The sequence below is a fragment of the Arthrobacter sp. SLBN-83 genome (genome assembly GCF_006715285.1).
GTDB lineage: Bacteria > Actinomycetota > Actinomycetes > Actinomycetales > Micrococcaceae > Arthrobacter.
Map to the genome: position 1 here is coordinate 3155370 of NZ_VFMX01000001.1, position 17442 is coordinate 3172811.

19 protein-coding genes, 1 pseudogene and 1 riboswitch are annotated in these 17442 nt (G+C 66.2%); of the genes and pseudogenes, 18 read left to right on the plus strand and 2 right to left on the minus strand.

Annotated features, from left to right (window positions below; all coding sequences use genetic code 11):
- Nucleotides 1–17: 17 nt before the first annotated feature.
- Together FBY30_RS14700 and FBY30_RS14705 are read left to right on the plus strand one after the other, a co-directional pair.
- Nucleotides 18–1370: an ammonium transporter gene (locus tag FBY30_RS14700; RefSeq protein ID WP_142133523.1), complete on the plus strand. Its 1353-nt coding sequence runs from the start codon at nucleotides 18–20 to the stop codon at nucleotides 1368–1370.
- Nucleotides 1367–1705, plus strand: coding sequence for a P-II family nitrogen regulator (locus FBY30_RS14705; protein WP_142133524.1), 339 nt, complete (start codon nucleotides 1367–1369; stop codon nucleotides 1703–1705). Before FBY30_RS14700 ends, FBY30_RS14705 begins: the two co-directional genes overlap by 4 nt.
- A 125-nt stretch (nucleotides 1706–1830) precedes the next feature.
- On the opposite strand, the gene FBY30_RS14710 is transcribed toward FBY30_RS14705, so the two are convergent.
- On the minus strand, nucleotides 1831–3234 hold the full coding sequence (locus tag FBY30_RS14710) for a glucose-6-phosphate dehydrogenase (RefSeq protein WP_142133525.1): 1404 nt from the start codon (nucleotides 3232–3234) through the stop codon (nucleotides 1831–1833).
- Between the two features lie 84 nt (nucleotides 3235–3318).
- Here FBY30_RS14710 and ffh point away from each other — a divergent pair, with 84 nt between their 5' ends.
- Complete coding sequence (gene ffh, locus FBY30_RS14715) at nucleotides 3319–4902, plus strand: signal recognition particle protein (protein ID WP_142133526.1); 1584 nt, start codon at nucleotides 3319–3321, stop codon at nucleotides 4900–4902.
- A 103-nt stretch (nucleotides 4903–5005) separates the two neighbouring features.
- A complete protein-coding gene (locus FBY30_RS14720; RefSeq protein WP_142133527.1) occupies nucleotides 5006–5740 on the plus strand; it encodes an alpha/beta hydrolase in 735 nt (244 codons plus the stop codon).
- Between the two features lie 34 nt (nucleotides 5741–5774).
- Here FBY30_RS14720 and thiC read toward each other — a convergent pair whose 3' ends face one another.
- On the minus strand, nucleotides 5775–7601 hold the full coding sequence (thiC, locus tag FBY30_RS14725) for a phosphomethylpyrimidine synthase ThiC (RefSeq protein ID WP_142133528.1): 1827 nt from the start codon (nucleotides 7599–7601) through the stop codon (nucleotides 5775–5777).
- A riboswitch (TPP riboswitch) is annotated at nucleotides 7597–7704 on the minus strand. (Overlaps the previous gene by 5 nt.)
- 80 nt (nucleotides 7705–7784) lie before the next feature.
- Between thiC and FBY30_RS14730 the strand changes: the two genes are divergently transcribed.
- From FBY30_RS14730 to FBY30_RS14795, 14 genes and pseudogenes are all read left to right on the plus strand, one after another.
- Nucleotides 7785–8867, plus strand: coding sequence for an amidohydrolase family protein (locus FBY30_RS14730; protein WP_142133529.1), 1083 nt, complete (start codon nucleotides 7785–7787; stop codon nucleotides 8865–8867).
- A gap of 97 nt (nucleotides 8868–8964) precedes the next feature.
- Nucleotides 8965–9840: a VOC family protein gene (locus FBY30_RS14735; RefSeq protein ID WP_142133530.1), complete on the plus strand. Its 876-nt coding sequence runs from the start codon at nucleotides 8965–8967 to the stop codon at nucleotides 9838–9840.
- A 145-nt stretch (nucleotides 9841–9985) separates the two neighbouring features.
- Entirely contained in the window at nucleotides 9986–10441 is a 456-nt protein-coding gene (locus tag FBY30_RS14740) for a hypothetical protein (RefSeq protein WP_142133531.1), read from the plus strand.
- A 225-nt stretch (nucleotides 10442–10666) separates the two neighbouring features.
- On the plus strand, nucleotides 10667–11089 hold the full coding sequence (gene rpsP / locus FBY30_RS14745; RefSeq protein ID WP_110542049.1) for a 30S ribosomal protein S16: 423 nt from the start codon (nucleotides 10667–10669) through the stop codon (nucleotides 11087–11089).
- 1 nt (nucleotide 11090) lies between these two features.
- The gene (locus FBY30_RS14750) at nucleotides 11091–11333 is read left to right on the plus strand and encodes an RNA-binding protein (protein WP_013601399.1); all 243 of its coding nucleotides are present in this window, start codon (nucleotides 11091–11093) and stop codon (nucleotides 11331–11333) included.
- 118 nt (nucleotides 11334–11451) lie between these two features.
- Complete coding sequence (rimM, locus tag FBY30_RS14755) at nucleotides 11452–11997, plus strand: ribosome maturation factor RimM (RefSeq protein WP_142133532.1); 546 nt, start codon at nucleotides 11452–11454, stop codon at nucleotides 11995–11997.
- On the plus strand, nucleotides 11998–12810 hold the full coding sequence (gene trmD, locus FBY30_RS14760; protein WP_142133533.1) for a tRNA (guanosine(37)-N1)-methyltransferase TrmD: 813 nt from the start codon (nucleotides 11998–12000) through the stop codon (nucleotides 12808–12810).
- Between the two features lie 235 nt (nucleotides 12811–13045).
- Nucleotides 13046–13405: a 50S ribosomal protein L19 gene (gene rplS, locus FBY30_RS14765; RefSeq protein WP_018768283.1), complete on the plus strand. Its 360-nt coding sequence runs from the start codon at nucleotides 13046–13048 to the stop codon at nucleotides 13403–13405.
- 84 nt (nucleotides 13406–13489) lie between these two features.
- Nucleotides 13490–14170, plus strand: a complete 681-nt coding sequence (lepB, locus tag FBY30_RS14770; protein ID WP_142133534.1) for a signal peptidase I — start codon at nucleotides 13490–13492, stop codon at nucleotides 14168–14170.
- On the plus strand, nucleotides 14171–15004 hold the full coding sequence (gene lepB / locus FBY30_RS14775) for a signal peptidase I (protein WP_142133535.1): 834 nt from the start codon (nucleotides 14171–14173) through the stop codon (nucleotides 15002–15004).
- Nucleotides 15005–15072: 68 nt separating this feature from the next.
- Nucleotides 15073–15843 (plus strand): ribonuclease HII, encoded by a 771-nt coding sequence (locus FBY30_RS14780; protein WP_142135311.1) that lies wholly within the window; start codon nucleotides 15073–15075, stop codon nucleotides 15841–15843.
- Between the two features lie 48 nt (nucleotides 15844–15891).
- Nucleotides 15892–16218 carry a DUF2469 domain-containing protein gene (locus tag FBY30_RS14785; protein ID WP_056335405.1) on the plus strand — a complete coding sequence of 109 codons (327 nt, stop codon included), beginning with the start codon at nucleotides 15892–15894 and terminating at the stop codon, nucleotides 16216–16218.
- Nucleotides 16219–16329: 111 nt separating this feature from the next.
- Nucleotides 16330–16686, plus strand: coding sequence for a YraN family protein (locus tag FBY30_RS14790; RefSeq protein ID WP_142133536.1), 357 nt, complete (start codon nucleotides 16330–16332; stop codon nucleotides 16684–16686).
- A pseudogene (locus FBY30_RS14795) lies at nucleotides 16686–17369 on the plus strand (magnesium chelatase domain-containing protein); the annotation flags it as partial. The gene FBY30_RS14790 and the pseudogene FBY30_RS14795, both read left to right, overlap by 1 nt.
- Between the last annotated feature and the right edge of the window lie 73 nt (nucleotides 17370–17442).

The following is a 17442-nucleotide window of genomic DNA, read 5'->3' on the forward strand; positions in this document are numbered from 1 at the left end:
GAGAGAGGACGTGCACCATGGAACTTACCGCAGGTCACGTTTGGGTCATGGTGGCAGCAGCGCTTGTGCTGTTCATGACACCCGGTCTGGCATTCTTCTACGGCGGCATGACCCGCGCCAAGGCAGCCCTGAACATGATGATGATGAGCTTCATCTCCATCGGCATGGTGGGCGTTGTCTGGGTCCTGTGGGGTGCCTCCATGAGCTCCGGGGAAGGGTTCATGGAGATCGTCGGCAACCCGTTCGCCACGTTCGGCCTTGAGGGAATCAACACCCCCGACGGGCTGATCAAGGTGGGCTACGCCGCCACGTTCGCCATCATCACGGTGGCACTGATCAGCGGCGCCATTGCGGACCGTGCCAAGTTCGGCGCCTGGTCCGTGTTCGTCCCGGTGTGGGTCACCCTGGTGTACTGCCCGCTTGCCTACATGGTGTGGGGCGGCGGCCTCTTCGGCCCCGACGGCGCCATCGGCAAGGCCCTCGGCCCCGCCATCGACTTCGCCGGCGGCACGGTGGTCCACATCAACGCAGGTGTGGCCGCGCTCATCCTGGTCCTGATCATCGGCAACCGCAAGGGCTTCGGCAAGGACCCCAACCACCGCCCGCACAATATCCCGTTCGTCATGCTCGGCGCGGCCATCCTCTGGTTCGGCTGGTTCGGGTTCAATGGCGGTGCAGCCACCACTGCGGAACAGGGCGGCCTGATCTGGGTCAACACCCTCGCAGCCCCGGCAGCTGCCATGCTCGGCTGGCTGGTCACCGAGCGCATCCGCGACGGACACCCCACTTCCCTTGGTGCCGCATCCGGTGTCGTGGCAGGCCTTGTTGCCATCACTCCGGCCTGCGCCAATGTCAGCCCGGTGGGTGCCCTGGGCCTGGGTGTCGTCGCCGGTGTGGCCTCCGCCCTGGCCGTTGGCCTGAAGTTCCGCTGGGGCTTCGATGACTCGCTCGACGTCGTGGGCGTGCACCTGGTCTCCGGCATTATCGGCACCGTGGCCCTGGGCTTCATTGCACTGCCCACCGACGGTGTTGGCGGCGGCCTCTTCTACGGCGGCGGGCTCACCCAGCTGTGGGCACAGCTCGCGGCGGCCGGCATCGCCATCGCCTACTCCGCGATCCTCACCACCATCATCGCCCTGGCCATCCACAAGACCATGGGCTTCCGCGTCTCGCAGGAACAGGAAACGGTGGGTGTGGACCTCAGCCTGCACGCCGAGACTGCCTACGAGTTTGGCCTTAGCGGCCACGGCGGAAGCTTCCAGCCGCTGCACGACCTGATCACCGGCAAGGGCGTGTCCCCTGAAGCCGCGCAGGCATTGGAAGCGCAGAAGGCACAGCCAGCAACAGGTAAGGAAAGTGTGGGGGCATGAAACTGATCACTGCAATCGTCAGGCCGGAAAAGCTCGAAGCCATCAGGGAAGGGCTGGAAGCCTACGGCGTCCAGGGCCTCACGGTCAGCGCGGCCAGCGGCTACGGCCGGCAGCGGGGTTACACCGAGGTATACCGCGGGGCGGAATACAACGTGGACCTCCTGCCCAAGATCCGGGTGGAAGTCCTTGCCACGGACGAACAGGCCGATGACATCCTGGACGTGATCATTGCCAGCTCCAACACCGGCATGGCCGGGGACGGCAAGGTCTGGACCATGGACGTCCATGAAGCAGTGCGGGTCCGCACAGGGGAACGCGGGGTGGCTGCCATCTAGGGCGGACCACCGCGGACCCAGCGGACGGGCAGTAACTGGAAACAGAGCAGGACGGGCGGGAACCGGAAGGTTCCCGCCCGTCCTGCTGCCGTTTAACGTGGCGCGCCCACGTTACGGTGGACGGCTCAGTCCTGATGCCGGTTGGTGGGCCAGGACGCAGGGCCGGCCGATCCGGCGTCGTACTCCTCCAACGGGACCTCACCCTTTTCCCATGCCTTGAGCACCGGTTCGACGATCCGCCAGCAATCCTCCGCCGTGTCGCTCCGGACGGAGAGCAGCGGGTCACCGGACAGCACGCCTTCCAGCACCTCGCCGTAGGGCAACAGGTCGGAGGCACTCAGTTCCGCTTCCAGGGTGACCCGGCCCAGGCTGAAGATGTTTCCGGGACCGTTGACGTCGACGTCGAACTCCAGCGTGTCCGGACCGAAACCGATCCGCAGCTGGTTGGGGGAGTCCACCCCGGTGAAGCCCTGGGGGAGGTGGGGTACGGGAAGGAAGGTGACCACGGCCTCCTTGCGCTTGTCGCCCAGCGCCTTGCCCGAGCGCAGGATGAACGGAACGCCGCGCCAGCGCCAGTTGTCGATGCCCACCTGGATTTCGGCCAGTGTTTCCGTTTCCCGGCCGGCGTCCACGCCTTCCTCCCTGGCGTAGTCGGGGACCTCCTTGCCTGCCACAGTGCCGGCCGTGTAGCGCGCCCTGCGCGTTGAATCGGTGAAGGGTGCGCTGACGCTGCTGGCGCGAAGGACCGTGGAGACCGCGTCGCGCAGGTCGCGCTCGCCGATGGTGGCCGGAGGCTCGATGGCCATCACGGCCATGACCTGCAGCAGGTGGCTCTGGATCATGTCCCGCAGGGCGCCGGCGCCGTCGTAGTAGCGGGCGCGCCCCTCCAGGGCCAGGTCCTCGTCGAAGAAGATCTCCACCTTCTCCACGTGCTGCCGGTTCCACACCGGCTCCAGGAAGTTGTTCGCAAACCGCAGGCCCAGGATGTTGAGGACGGTTGCCTTGCCCAGGAAGTGGTCCACCCGGTGGATGTGGTCCTCGGGAACCAGCCGCGCCAGCGTCTGGTTGAGGGAGCGGGCCGACTCCTCACTTGAGCCGAACGGCTTCTCCATCACCAGGCGGGTGCCCTCCGGAACTTCCGCGGGCTGCAGGGTCTCGCAGGCCAGCTGGCTAATCCGGGGCGGCAGGGCGAAGTACACGGCCACCGGGCCTTCCAGGGTCTTCAGCAAGGCAGCCAGGGCGCCCTCGGCGGTGACGTCCACCTGGTGGTAAGCCGTCTCCTTCTGCAGCAGTTCAAGGGCTTCCCTGCCTGGCTCATCCGCTGCGGCCGCTGCCGCGCCAAACGAGGACCGGACGCGGTCACGCCATTGTTCCGGTGTCCACGGGTCCGAACCAGCTCCCACCAGGCTGAGCCCGTCTGCCCGGCCTGCGGCAACAAGCCGAGCCAGGCCCGGCAGGAGGAGCCGGCCGGTAAGGTCGCCCGAGGCGCCGAGGATGAGCAAGGTCTTGACAGATGTTTGGCTCGTCATTTGGCCAGCATGCCACCTTAGGTGCCGGACTTGATACCCTAGATAGTCGAGTCCCGATCATCTCCTGAAAGAAGTTCACGGCGCGTGTTCAATTCACTCTCTGACCGGTTGACAGCAACCTTCAAGAATCTCCGCGGCAAGGGCCGCCTTACGGAGGCCGATGTTGATGCCACCGTCCGCGAGATCCGCCGTGCCCTCCTGGACGCCGACGTCGCCGTACCGGTGGTCCGCGAATTCACGGGACGGGTCCGCGAACGCGCTCTGGGTGCGGAGGTTTCTGCCGCGCTGAACCCCAGCCAGCAGATCGTCAAGATCGTCAACGAGGAACTCCAGGAGATCCTTGGCGGCGAGACCCGACGGATCCGCCTGGCCAAGAACGGCCCCACCATCATCATGCTTGCCGGCCTCCAGGGTGCAGGCAAAACCACCCTCGCGGGCAAGCTGTCCAAGTGGCTGAAGGCCCAGGGCCACAGCCCCATGCTGGTGGCCTGCGACCTCCAACGCCCCAACGCCGTCACCCAGCTTCAGGTGGTGGGCCAGCGCGCAAACGTCCCCGTCTTCGCGCCGCACCCGGGTGCCACCTCCACGGAGCTGGACCAGCCGGCTGGTGACCCGGTCGCCGTCGCCCGCGCCGGCGTGGAGGAAGCGCGCCAGAAGCTGCACGATGTGGTGATCGTCGACACCGCCGGCCGCCTTGGCGTGGACGCGGACATGATGGAACAGGCCCGCCAGATCCGCCGCGCCATCGTCCCCAACGAAGTCCTCTTCGTGATCGACTCCATGATCGGCCAGGACGCCGTAAACACGGCCCTCGCCTTCGACGAAGGCGTGAACTTTACCGGCATCGTGCTGTCCAAGCTCGACGGCGATGCCCGCGGCGGTGCTGCGCTTTCCGTCGCGTCGGTCACCGGCAAGCCGGTCATGTTCGCATCCACGGGCGAAGGCCTGGACGACTTTGAGCTCTTCCACCCGGACCGGATGGCTTCACGCATCCTGGACATGGGCGACATCCTCACCCTCATCGAACAGGCTGAAAAGGCCTGGGACAAGGATGAAGCCGCCCGGATGGCGAAGAAGTTCGCCGACCAGGAGGACTTCACCCTTGAGGACTTCCTGGCCCAGATGCAGCAGATCCGCAACATGGGCTCCATGAAGAAGATGCTCATGATGATGCCGGGCGCGCAGAACATCCGGCAGCAGCTGGAGCAGTTCGACGAGCGGGAGATCGACCGTGTAGAGGCGATCGTCCGGTCCATGACCCCCCACGAGCGGCTTGCCCCGAAGATCATCAACGGTTCGCGGCGCGCCCGCATCGCCCGCGGTTCCGGCGTCCACGTGTCCGAGGTCAACGGCCTGCTGGAACGGTTTGCGCAGGCCCAGAAGATGATGAAGAAGATGGCCCAGGGCGGCATGCCGGGAATGCCCGGGATGCCCGGCCTGCCTGGAGCCGGCGGTGGCGCGCGGAAGAACGCCAAGAACGCGCCCAAGAAGAAGCCCAAGTCCGGCAACCCGGCCAAGGCTGCCCAGGAGCGCAAGGAAGCCGAAGCCCGGCGCGCCAATGCTGCCAAGGCACTGCCCACCGGAGCCGCCTTCGGCCAGCAGGGCGGCGACTTCGACCCGTCCCAGCTGAACCTCCCCAAGGGCTTCGACAAGTTCCTGGGCAAGTAGCAGTTCACCACCATCGCGCAGCGCCAGGTGTCGTTTTGATCGCTCAAGACGACACCTGGCGCTTTTCGGTGGGGATGCCGGCAGCGTGGAATAGGGTTGGGACATGTTCAAGCAGAGGGTAGTGTTCGTGCACGGCGCCGGAAACTTTGGCGCCGCCGCGTGGCCGCGCCAGCACGGCATGGCACTGTCCTATGACGCCCTGTTCCTCCGGCGGCACGGCTACGACGCCGTCGCGGATCCGGTGGAGTCCTCCTTCACCGAAGACACCGCCATTGTCCTGCAGTCCTTGGCGGACGATGGGCGCGGCGCCGCGGGCGGGCACGTGGTGGCGCATTCCCAGGGGGCAATCGCAGCCATGATGGCCGCGGTGGAACGCCCCGACCTGGTCTTTTCATTGACCCTGGTGGAACCGGCGTGCCTCTCACTGACCGCGGAACTGCCGGCCACGGCTGCCCACATCAGCCTGATGCAGCCCCTCTTCGACGTGCGCCACCAACTCAGCGACGAAGACTTCCAGCGCGAATTCGTCCGCCGAGTCTACGCCACCGACCTCCAGCAGCCTGCCACCACGGAGGAGAAACGGTCCGCCCGCAGACTCCGTCTCCAGTCGCCGTCATGGGAGGCGCCGCTGCATATCGTTCCCGGCGTGCCCACGCTGGTCCTCACCGGCGGCTGGGAACCGCTGTATGAGGAGATTGCCGGATACCTCCGCGAGACCGGCGCCCTGCACCACGTTGCAGCGGGAGGGCACCGGCCCCAGGACTCCCCGGAAGGGGACCGGGCCATCCGCCAGTTCATCCGGCAGGTCAGCCGGAGCCAGCCGGCCCGGGCGTCCTGACCCGGGCGAGACTGGCATCCGGCGCCGTGGCCGGTCAGTTTTCCGCGGGCACCCGCAGCTCCGGCAGGTACACCCTGCCGCCCGCAGCCAGGAACTCCTCGCTCTTTTCCCGCATCCCCGACGTCACGCTGGCAAGCGCAGCCTGGGCTTCCGCTGAGCCGAAATCGTCACGAATGTCCTGGCTGATCCGCATGGAACAGAACTTCGGCCCGCACATGGAACAGAAGTGCGCCGTCTTGGCAGGCTCCGCCGGCAGGGTCTCGTCGTGGAAGGCCTCGGCGGTGACGGGATCCAGCGACAGCGCGAACTGGTCCCGCCAGCGGAACTCGAAGCGGGCCTTGGACAGTGCGTCGTCCCGTTCGTGCGCCCCCGGGTGGCCCTTGGCGAGGTCTGCCGCATGCGCGGCGATTTTGTAGGTGATCACGCCGGTCTTCACGTCGTCCTTGTTGGGCAGGCCCAGATGTTCCTTCGGGGTGACGTAGCAGAGCATCGCGGTCCCGTACCGGGCAATCTCGGTGGCGCCGATGGCCGAGGTGATGTGGTCATAGCCCGGGGCAACGTCAGTCACCAGCGGCCCCAGGGTATAGAACGGGGCGCCCTTGCACAGCTCCTGCTGCCGTTCCACGTTCTCACGGACCAGATGGAACGGCACGTGGCCCGGCCCTTCCACCATTACCTGCACGTCGTACTCCCAGGCGCGCTGCGTCAGTTCGGCGAGCGTGTCCAGCTCCGCGAACTGGGCCGCGTCGTTGGCGTCCGCCGTCGAACCGGGGCGGAGGCCGTCACCCAGGGAGAAGGAGACGTCGTACTTGGCGAAGATTTCGCACAGTTCATCGAAGTGGGTGTACAGGAAGTTCTCCTGGTGGTGGGCCAGGCACCAACCGGCCATGATGGAACCGCCGCGCGAGACAATGCCCGTCACCCGGTTGGCAGTCAGCGGGACGTAGCGCAGCAGCACGCCGGCGTGGATGGTCATGTAGTCCACACCCTGTTCACACTGCTCGATCACCGTGTCCCGGAAGATTTCCCAGGTCAGGGCGTTGGCCTCGCCGTTGACCTTTTCCAGTGCCTGGTAGATGGGCACGGTGCCGATCGGGACGGGGGAGTTGCGGATGATCCATTCCCTGGTGGTGTGGATGTCGTCACCGGTGGACAGGTCCATGACGGTGTCCGCGCCCCACTGGGTGGCCCACTGCAGCTTGTCCACCTCCTCTGCGATGGAGCTGGTGACTGCGGAGTTGCCGATGTTGGCGTTGATCTTCACCAGGAAGGCCTTGCCGATGATCATCGGCTCGGACTCAGGGTGGTTGATGTTGCTGGGGATGATCGCCCGGCCCGCCGCGAGCTCACTCCGCACCAGCTCCACGTCGCAGTTTTCGCGCAGCGCCACGAAGCGCATTTCCTGGGTGATGATTCCCTGCCGGGCGTAGTACATCTGCGTCACTGTGCGGCCGTCGACGGCGCGGCGGGGCACCGGCTGCCCGCCCTGCCACTCTGAAGAGGCGGCACCGCGGCGGACAGCCGAGCGGCCGTCGTCGAGCAGGTTGCGCTCCCTGCCCGTGTACGCCTCGGTGTCCCCGCGCGCCTCAATCCACTCTGCACGGAAAGGCTGAAGGCCGCGGACGGGGTCGCTGCCGGGTCCCGCCGTCCGGTAGGTCCGGAACGGTTCGTTGGGCCGGCCGTTGGGGGACGGCTCAAGGGATATTTCCGTTACCGGCACCCGGATCCCGGCGCCGGCATCTTCAATGAAGGCCAGCGAATGCGACTTCAAGGATTGGGTCACCTGGAGGGTTGACCCATCGTCTGCCGCTGCTTCGGCCTGGATTTGGGCAGGGTTCAACTGGGTGTTTTGTGTACTCAAGGGAATACTCACTTCCTTCGCCGGCATTACCCGGACAGGTTCAACGGTCGCAGGCCGCGTCAGCCCGATCTCAGCCCCTGCAAGGGCACCCGTGTGGTCAGGAACGAAGCTACCACAGGCCCCTGGAACTGCCTTGTCACATTCCCCGGTGCTAGCCTGTCCGGGCAGCGAAAGGAAGTCCTGATGCCGGAAATCATTGAATTCAGCGGACCCGTCCTGACTGGACCGGACAGCGTTAGGTACGGGCTTTGGTCCGTGGACGGGACCCTCACCTTCACCCGGCCCGCGACGGAGCCCGTGAGGGTCCTTGACGGCTGGGTACTGCCCGGGTTCGTTGACGCCCACTGCCACATCGGGCTGGGCCCGGGCGGCCCCGTTGACGCCGCAACGGCTGAGGACCAGGCCCTGGCCGACCTCAACGCAGGAACCCTGCTGGTCCGCGACGCCGGCTCGCCGGCCGATACCCGCTGGATGCAGGGCGGCCGGGACTTCCCCGTGCTGATCCGTGCCGGGCGCCATGTGGCGCGGACGCGCCGCTATTTGCGCGGCTTCGCTGAGGAGGTGGAGCCGGAAGGCCTTGTGGAGGCGGTCCGCAAGCAGGCGCGCGACGGCGACGGCTGGGTCAAGCTGGTGGGGGACTGGATTGACCGCGGCGCCGGTGACCTGGCGCCTTCCTTTCCTGCCGCCGTCGTCCGTGACGCCATCCAGGCAGCCCATGAGGAAGGTGCCCGGGTAACGGCGCACTGCTTCGCCGAGGACACCCTGGACCAGATGCTGGATGCCGGCATCGATTGCATTGAACATGCCACGGGCCTGCTGCCCCGCCACCTGCCCCGGTTCGCTGAACAGGGAGTGCCAATTGTGCCCACTCTCATCAACATCGCCACCTTTCCGGACATCGCCGCCCAAGCGGACGCGAAATTCCCCCGCTACGCTGCACACATGCGTGCACTTTGGGAACGCAGGCTGGAACGGGTGGCGGAGGCCTATGGGGCTGGCGTCCGCATCTTTGCCGGTACCGATGCCGGCAGCACGATCCGGCACGGCAGGATCGCAGACGAGATCCTGTCCCTGCACCAGGCCGGCCTGCCGATGACAGCAGCACTGGACGCCGCCTGCTGGGCAGCCCGCGCCTGGCTGGGGGCGGACAGCCTGGCGGAAGGGGCACGGGCCGACGTGGTGGTGTGCCGGGAAGACCCGCGGGCCGCAGCGGAAACTATCAAGGACCTGGAACACGTAGTGTTGGGCGGTCGCATCGTCCGCTGAGCGGAGGCACCAGAAACTTGGAATAAATTGAAGCTTCAAGTAATTTTACTATGTGACAGGCCGCCATCGGGACGGCCTCCAACACAAGGAGCCTTCAATGACCGCAGCAGCCAGCAGCCAGGATCTTCTTCCTGCCGACCTCGCCATGGGTACCGTGATGCTCAAGGTGGGCGACATGAAGCTCATGACCGACTATTACCAGCGCGCCCTGGGGCTTGAGGTGGTGTCTGAGCAGGACGGCGGGCTTTACCTTGGCCGCCTCGGCACCCCTTTGGTCCACCTGGCACCGGCGCCCGGGCTGCACCTTCCCGGCAGGGGAGAGGCGGGCCTGTTCCACACGGCCCTGCTGTTCGAGGACCAGGCCTCCCTGGCCGCCACCGTCGCCACCGCCGCCCAGTACCAGCCGAGGTCCTTCACCGGCAGCGCCGACCACCTGGTGAGCGAGGCCTTCTACTTCACCGATCCCGAGGGCAACGGCATCGAGCTGTACTGGGACCGCCCGCGCAGCAACTGGTCCTGGAACGGGACGGACGTGGTCATGGACAGCCTTGCCCTGCCGCCGCAGCGGTACCTGGAGCAGTACCTCACGGAGCAGTCCCTGGAAGGCCAGCGGCAGACATCAGCCGGTGTCGGGCACGTGCATCTCCAAGTGGGCGACGTCCAGACTGCCCGGGACTTCTACGTGGGAACCCTCGGCTTCGAAAAGACGGCGGGCTGGCACGGGCAGGCCTTGTTCGTATCCGCTGGCCGGTACCACCACCACATGGCAATGAACGTCTGGAACAGCCGCGGTGCCGGGCCCCGCAAGGACACCCTTGGGCTCGGGGAAGTACTGATCGAGGTTCCTTCAGGGGACGACGTCGGGGCGTTGGCCGACCGCCTCAAGGTTGCCGGAGTAGCCTCGCACCACACCGGCGCCGAACTGCGCTTCGAGGACCCGTGGCGCAACCGGATCCGGGTCGCCGTCCGCTGACGGGCGGGCGTGCGTTTGCCCGCACGGCGGGAGAAAAGGGCACCGGTGTGCGCCGGCGCACGGGCAACTACTAGGCTGATGCCGTACGGCCGGGCTGCACCTGCGTCCGGCGCGCTGTTCCGCCAACGGAAGAAGGGCAACCGCCATGGGCTTCACCGAGATCTTTGTCGCCACCCATGACGCCGCGCTGAAACGCGCCGGCATCCTCGATGAAGGAAGCAGCTCCGCAGCGGCTGGCGGCCCTGCCGGCCAGGCGGTGCGGATCCAAGGAATCAGCGACTTTGAGGTCGAGCAGCTGGGTGATCTGGCGGGCACGGCCGTCCACGCGGGTGGGGCCGACTACGAGCTGACCATGGTGGATGTCTCCAGCGATTCGCTCCTCGCCGTTCCGCCGGCCATGGTCCGCGCCCTCGCGGACCTGCTCACCTACGAAACCGAAGGCGAAGGCAACGTCCTCGACGACGTGGCCGAACAGTGGGCCGCCCAGGAGGACATGCCGTTCGACGCCGGCCAGGCCCGGACCTATGTGCAGCAACTGGCCCAACTTGCCGCCGGCATCGACGATTCCGAACGGACTGGACTCTACGTCTGGTCCGCCTGATCCGGGTCCTGTAACCCTCCGACGCTCCTTGTGCAGCCGGCACGTCCGCCGCACCTGCGCCAAGTCGAAATAACCGCGCTCATCTGGCACAATGGACAGGTACTCGATCTGCGTGGCCCCTCTCTCCGCGTCCGGATCCTGTCCTTCGAGCCCGCAAGTACGGCCCGCCCCACGGGTGCAGAAAGCCGGGTTCACCCCTTTTCTGAAACAGGAGTGACCACAAAAGTGGCCGTAAAGATTCGCCTTAAGCGCTTCGGCAAGATGCGCGCCCCGTACTACCGCATCGTCGTTGCGGACTCACGCACCAAGCGTGATGGCCGTGCCATCGAGGAAATCGGCAAGTACCACCCCACCGAAGAGCCCTCATTCATCGAGGTCAACTCCGAGCGTGCACAGTACTGGCTGTCCGTCGGTGCCCAGCCGTCCGAGCAGGTTGCCGCGATCCTGAAGATCACCGGTGACTGGCAGAAGTTCAAGGGCCTGCCGGGCCAGGAAGGCACCCTCAAGACCAAGGTCGAGAAGGAATCCTTCGTTGCCCCGGAGAAGGGCTCGGTCATCATCCCGGAAGCCATCACCAAGAAGGCCTCCAAGTCTGACGCTGCCGAGGCCCCGGCCGACGCCGAAGCTGAGACCACCGAGGCTGAGTAGATTGCTGGCAGAAGCGCTGGAGCACCTGGTCCGCGGAATCGTCGATTCCCCGGATGACGTCAAGGTCAGTTCGAAGAGCAACCGCCGCGGGGACACCCTCGAGGTGCGCGTTCACCAGGACGACCTTGGACGGGTGATTGGCCGCCAGGGCCGCACGGCCCGCGCATTGCGCACCGTGGTGGCAGCACTGGCCGGCGGCGAACCGGTCCGCGTCGACGTCGTCGACACCGACCGCCGCCGCTGAGCGCTCGGCAACTTTCAGTTCCTGCTCCGGCCCCTCCACCACCAGGTGGAGGGGCCGGTTTGCTTTCAACAACACAGTTCTTTCACCAGAAACACCACAACCCGGAACAGAGGAACAGATGCAGCTTCAGGTGGCGCGGATCGGCAAGCCGCACGGCATTCGCGGGGAAGTCACCGTCCAGGTGCTGACCGACGCCCCGGAGGACAGGTTTGTCCCCGGCACGGAGTTCGTGGTTGAACCTGCCGCGTCCGGACCCCTGACCGTCAGCAGTGCCCGCTGGAACAAGGACATCCTGCTGCTGGGCTTCGAGGAGGTGGCGGACCGCAACCGGGCGGAAACGCTCCGCGGCGCCAAGCTGTTCATCGAAACCGATGAGCTTGACGAGGACGACGACGAGGGCTGGTACGAGCACGAACTCGTCGGCCTTGAGGCCCGGGTCGGTTCACAGGTGGTGGGCAAGGTGACGGCGCTGAACACCATGCCCGTGCAGGACCTCCTCATGGTCACCACCCCCGGCGGTGAAGAAATCCTCATCCCGTTCGTGGAGCAGATCGTGCCCGAGGTCAACGTTGGGGAAGGCTACATCCTCCTCACCCCGCCGGACGGACTCTTCGAACTCAACTCGGACGACGCCGCTGCCCCCGGAACGGAAGGCACGGACTAGATGCGGATCGACGTCGTCAGCATCTTTCCCGAATACCTTGCCCCGCTGGAACTGTCCCTGATCGGCAAGGCCCGCCAGGACGGAATCCTGGACCTGCACGTCCACGACCTGCGCAGCTTCACCACCGACAAGCACCGTTCCGTGGACGACACTCCCTATGGTGGCGGTGCCGGAATGGTCATGAAGCCCGAACCCTGGGCGCAGGCCCTCGCCGCCGTGGCGGAAGGGCGCCCGGATCCGCAGCACAAGCCCGTGCTCATCGTTCCGTCCCCTGCGGGCGAACGGTTCACGCAGGCCCTCGCCTATGAACTGGCGGAGGAGCAGCACCTGGCATTTGCGTGCGGGCGGTACGAAGGCATCGATGAACGCGTCATCGAATGGGCACAGGAACACTTCACCGTCCGGCCCGTCAGCCTGGGCGACTACGTGCTCAACGGAGGGGAAGTTGCCGTCCTTGCCATGGTGGAGGCCATCGGCCGCCTGCTCCCCGGCGTCGTGGGCAACCCCGAGTCCCTGGTGGAGGAATCCCACTCCGATGGGCTCCTGGAATATCCGGTCTACACCAAGCCTTCCGTGTGGCGGGACCGCGAGGTGCCGCGCGTGCTCCTCAGCGGCAACCACGGCAGGATCGCGCAGTGGCGCCGCCACGAGCAGTACCGCCGGACGGCGGACCGCCGCCCGGACCTCCTGCAGGGGTTCGACGCCGGCAGCCTCCCGCGTGCCGACCGCACCGAATTGCACAACCTGGGCTACGACGTCGTGGACGGCCGCCTGGTCCGCCGCCCGGAACCGGGCGCCGCACAGGAGGACTAACCCCGGCGGAATTGGCGTAACCCTGCTGCTGTGGCAAAATTAACCCTTGTGTCTGCTGGGTCCGCACCTGCCACAGGGGGTAGCGCGGCCAACAGCCTGACAACCGGCCCCATCAACCCTTGAAGCGGCCGGACCACTTTACTTGGGCGGTGATGCCCGGCGCGCTTTCCAGCGGGCCGACTTGCCTGCCGTGACCCAAAGTGAATGACCTGTGGCGTTCACCAGGAGTGCAATCATGCATATTCTCGACTCCGTCGATGCAGCCTCGCTGCGCAATGATGTTCCCGAGTTCCGCGCGGGCGACACCCTCAAGGTGCACGTGAACATCATCGAAGGCAAGAACACCCGTGTCCAGGTCTTCCAGGGCTTCGTCCTGGGCCGCCAGGGCGACGGCGTGCGCGAGACCTTCACCGTCCGCAAGGTTTCCTTCGGTGTCGGCGTGGAGCGTACCTTCCCGGTGCACTCCCCGATCATCGAAAAGATCGAGGTTGTCACCAAGGGTGACGTCCGCCGCGCCAAGCTGTACTACATGCGTGCACTGCGCGGTAAGGCCGCCAAGATCAAGGAAAAGCGCGACTTCAGCTCCGCCAAGTAAGTCCTGCCCGGACTTATTGCCAGGCCGGAGCGCGGCCGTAGCCGGCAAGCGCCGGAGCAATGCACCAGCGCCAGGATACGGACCATGCACCAGACAAAACGCCAGCCCCGTAAAAAGGGCTGGCGTTTTGTCGTTGTGGTGGCGCTGCTCCTTGCCTTCGCCATCAGCGGGCTGGTCCGGTCACTGTGGCTGGACGTCTACTTCATCCCCTCGGAGTCCATGGAGCCGCTCCTGCAGGGCGGGGACCGCATCCTGGTGTCGCGCACGGACTTCCAGTCCGAACCCATCCGGCGCGGGGAGGTGGTGGTCTTTGACGGCCGGGGCAGTTTCGCCCCGCTGAACAGCGGCAAGGGCCCCTTGGCAGATGCAGCTGCCTCCGCCCTTCAATGGCTCGGCATCGCCGGCAGCGACACCACCTACGTCAAAAGGGCCATCGGCGTCCCAGGCGACACAGTGGTCTGCTGCGACGCCGCCGGGAAGGTTACCGTCAACGGCGTGCCCCTCGACGAGCCCTACGTCTTCCCAGGGGACGTGCCCAGCACCCAGAAATTCAGCACCGTGGTTCCCGAAGGCAGGCTGTGGCTGATGGGGGACCACCGCTCTGTCTCCGCTGACTCCCGCAGCCTGCTCGGTGCCCCGGGCGGCGGGCTGGTGCCGCTGGACCGGGTGATCGGCCGGCCGGTCCAGATCCTTTGGCCGCTTGATAGATTTGCTCCTGTAGCACGGCCGCCCGCAACGGGGCCAACAACACAGAACGGACGGTAAATGCCCGAGAACCACGCGCGGAAACCTGAACCGCGCCACGACGGCGCTTCAGAAACGCCGGCCGTCCAGGCCCCCTCCACGTCGGCTTCGGGGGAGGGCCCCGATGCGTCCGCCTCCGCCCACCGGCGGAAGCGGGGAGCGTCCAAGGCTGCCGGCAAGTCCACCGGCAACCCCTTCCTCGGGTGGCTGAAGGAAATCGCCACGGTGGTGGTCATCGCCGTGGTGCTGTCCTTCCTCATCAAGACCTTCCTCTTCCGGGCATTCTTCATCCCCTCCGAATCCATGGTGAACACCCTGGACGTGGACGACCGGATTTTCGTCAACCTCCTGGTCCCGGAACCGTTTGCGCTGAGCCGCGGGGACGTTGTGGTGTTCCGCGACACCAAGGGCTGGCTGCCCCCGGCACCGCCCAAGGCACAGGGCCCGTTCACCTGGGTCCAGGACGGCCTGACGTTCGTTGGCCTCCTGCCCGACAACACCGACCAGCACCTGGTCAAGCGTGTCATCGGGCTGCCGGGCGACCACGTGGTCTGCTGTGACGCCGGCGGTAAACTGACCATTAACGGAACCTCCATCGACGAGACCTACATCAACCCCGCCGAAGTGCCGCAGGTCCGCAACTTTGACGTCACCGTCCCGGAAGGCAAGGTGTGGGTCATGGGTGACAACCGCAACCACTCCGCTGATTCGCGGGCGCACATGGAGACCGACGGCGGATTTATCGACCTCAAAGACCTGGAAGGCAAGGCTGCGGTGATCGCGTGGCCGCTGAACAGGATCAAGACCCTGGACAACTACCCGGACGTCTTCAAGAGCGTCCCGGCGGCGCGCTGACCATGCCTCCGGCAGTGCAGGTTTCTCCAGCGGTGCAGCCCGCTCCGGCAGTGCATGACGCACCGCCAGTGCCTGCTGCTCCGGCAGCGAAGGCGCGTGCAGTCTCCAAGCCGGCGGCACGCGGCAAGGCCCCCACCCTGCGGCATGAACGGACCTTCAAGGCGCAGGGGGTGCGGTTCCTGGCCGGAGTGGATGAGGTGGGCCGCGGGGCCCTCGCTGGCCCTGTCAGCGTGGGAATCGCCGTCGTTGACCTGGAACGCCAGAAGCCTCTGGCAGGAGTACGGGACAGCAAACTGCTCAGTCCGGCGGAGCGGGAACGGCTGGATCCCCTGGTGCGGCGATGGAGCGTCGCCTCGGCGGTGGGACATGCCAGCGCGGCCGAGATCGATTCGCTGGGGATCATTGCCGCCCTGCGGCTGGCCGGAACCCGGGCATGGGGGACGATCCTGGGCGTCGGCATCCTCCCGGAGGCGGTGCTCCTTGATGGAAGCCACAACTGGCTTTCCCCGGCGGAGCAGCTGTCCCTGTTCGACCAGCCCGTGCTGGAGGTGGGGTGCGAGGCTCCCGTCCACACCAAGGTCAAGGCGGACATGCAGTGCCTCAGCGTGGCGGCCGCCAGTGTCATCGCCAAGGTGGAGCGGGACCGGATGATGCGGGAACTGCACGTTGAGTATCCCGATTACGGCTGGGACATCAATAAGGGCTACGCCACCGCTGCCCATCGGAATGTGCTCCGCGCTGCCGGCCCCACGCCCTACCACCGCGTCAGCTGGCGGTTGCTGGGCACGGAGCTGCAGGCTGCGGACGTCCCTGACGGGGAAGAGCCGTACGAGGACTGAGTCCTGCGCCCGGCGCCAGGGGTGCCGGACATGGTGCAAGATGGAAGCATGAGTGCTGAGGATCTTGAGAACTATGAAACCGACATGGAGCTTCAGCTCTACCGTGAATACCGCGACGTCGTCGGCCTGTTCAGCTACGTTGTCGAGACCGAGCGCCGCTTCTACCTTGCCAACCACGTGGACCTCCAGGCCCGCAGCGCCGACGGCGAGGTCTACTTCGACCTGACCCTCCAGGATGCCTGGGTCTGGGATGTCTACCGCTCGGCCCGGTTCGTCAAGAGCGTCAGGGTCCTGACCTTCAAGGACGTCAACGTCGAGGAACTGCCCCGCAACGAGGAACTGGCCCTGCCCAAGGACGTGGACCTGGGCAACTAGGACCCATCAGGGGAGCCCCACTTCCCCTCAACACCCGGCCCTGTCCACATACGGCAGGGTCCTTCTGTCCTCCGCATACCTTCGCCGCCAGGCTGGTTTGCGGAGGTAGACATGAAATCAAAAGACCTGTTGGGCAGGCGCGGCGAGGACCTCGCCGCCAGCTTCCTTGAAGCTTTGGGCATGCTGGTGGTGGAACGCAACTGGCGGTGCCCTGAGGGCGAGATCGACATCGTTGCCCTGGACGGCGACGCCCTGGTCATCGCCGAGGTAAAGACCCGCCGCTCCCTGGACTACGGCCACCCCTTCGAGGCGGTGGGTCCGGAAAAGCTGGCTCGGCTGCACCGCCTGGGCGGTGCCTGGTGCCGGGACCGGGAACTGCGGATGCCGCTGCGCCGCGTGGACGTTATCGCCGTAGTGGACGACGGCGGCGGCGAACCTGTGGTGGAGCACCTCAAGGGGGTGGGGTGATGGCGCTCGGCCGCACCTACTCCATCGCCCTGGTAGGACTGAACGGCTACATGGTCGAGGTCGAGGCCGACATCGGCCAGACCCTGCCTGCCTTTGTCATCCTGGGCCTGCCCGATGCTTCGCTGAATGAGGCCAAGGAGCGCATCCGTTCAGCGGCAAAGAACTCCGGCATCCCGCTCAGCCGCAGGAAGATCACCGCCAACCTCATTCCCGCCTCGCTGCCCAAGCGCGGTTCCGGGTTCGACCTCGCCGTGACCATGGCCGTGCTCCGGGCGGCGAATGACATCAAGCCCACCGGACGCACTGTCTTCATCGCCGAGCTTGGACTTGATGGAAGGCTGCGCCCCGTCCGGGGCATCCTGCCTGCAGTCATGGCGTCGGTCCAGGCCGGCTACCCGGAGATCGTGGTGGCACAAGCAAATTTTGCCGAGGCTTCCCTTGTCCCGGGCGCCAAGGTGCGCGGCTACCGGACACTTGCCCGGCTGGCCCTCGACTTTGGGGCCGATCCCCAGGAGCTCGCCCTCGATTTCGAACCGGAGGACGCCGACGATGACGCGGAGGGGGCTCCGCAGCCTGGGCCGTGTCCGGACATGGCAGATGTCTCCGGCCAGGGCGATGCCCGCAGGGCGTTGGAAGTTGCAGCCGCAGGGGCCCACCATCTGCTTCTCACTGGGCCGCCGGGGGTATGTCCTTAAGTAATGATGTGATGTGTTCCCTGTAATGACGGGCATTTCTCACCATGCGGAGCGGTGCTCC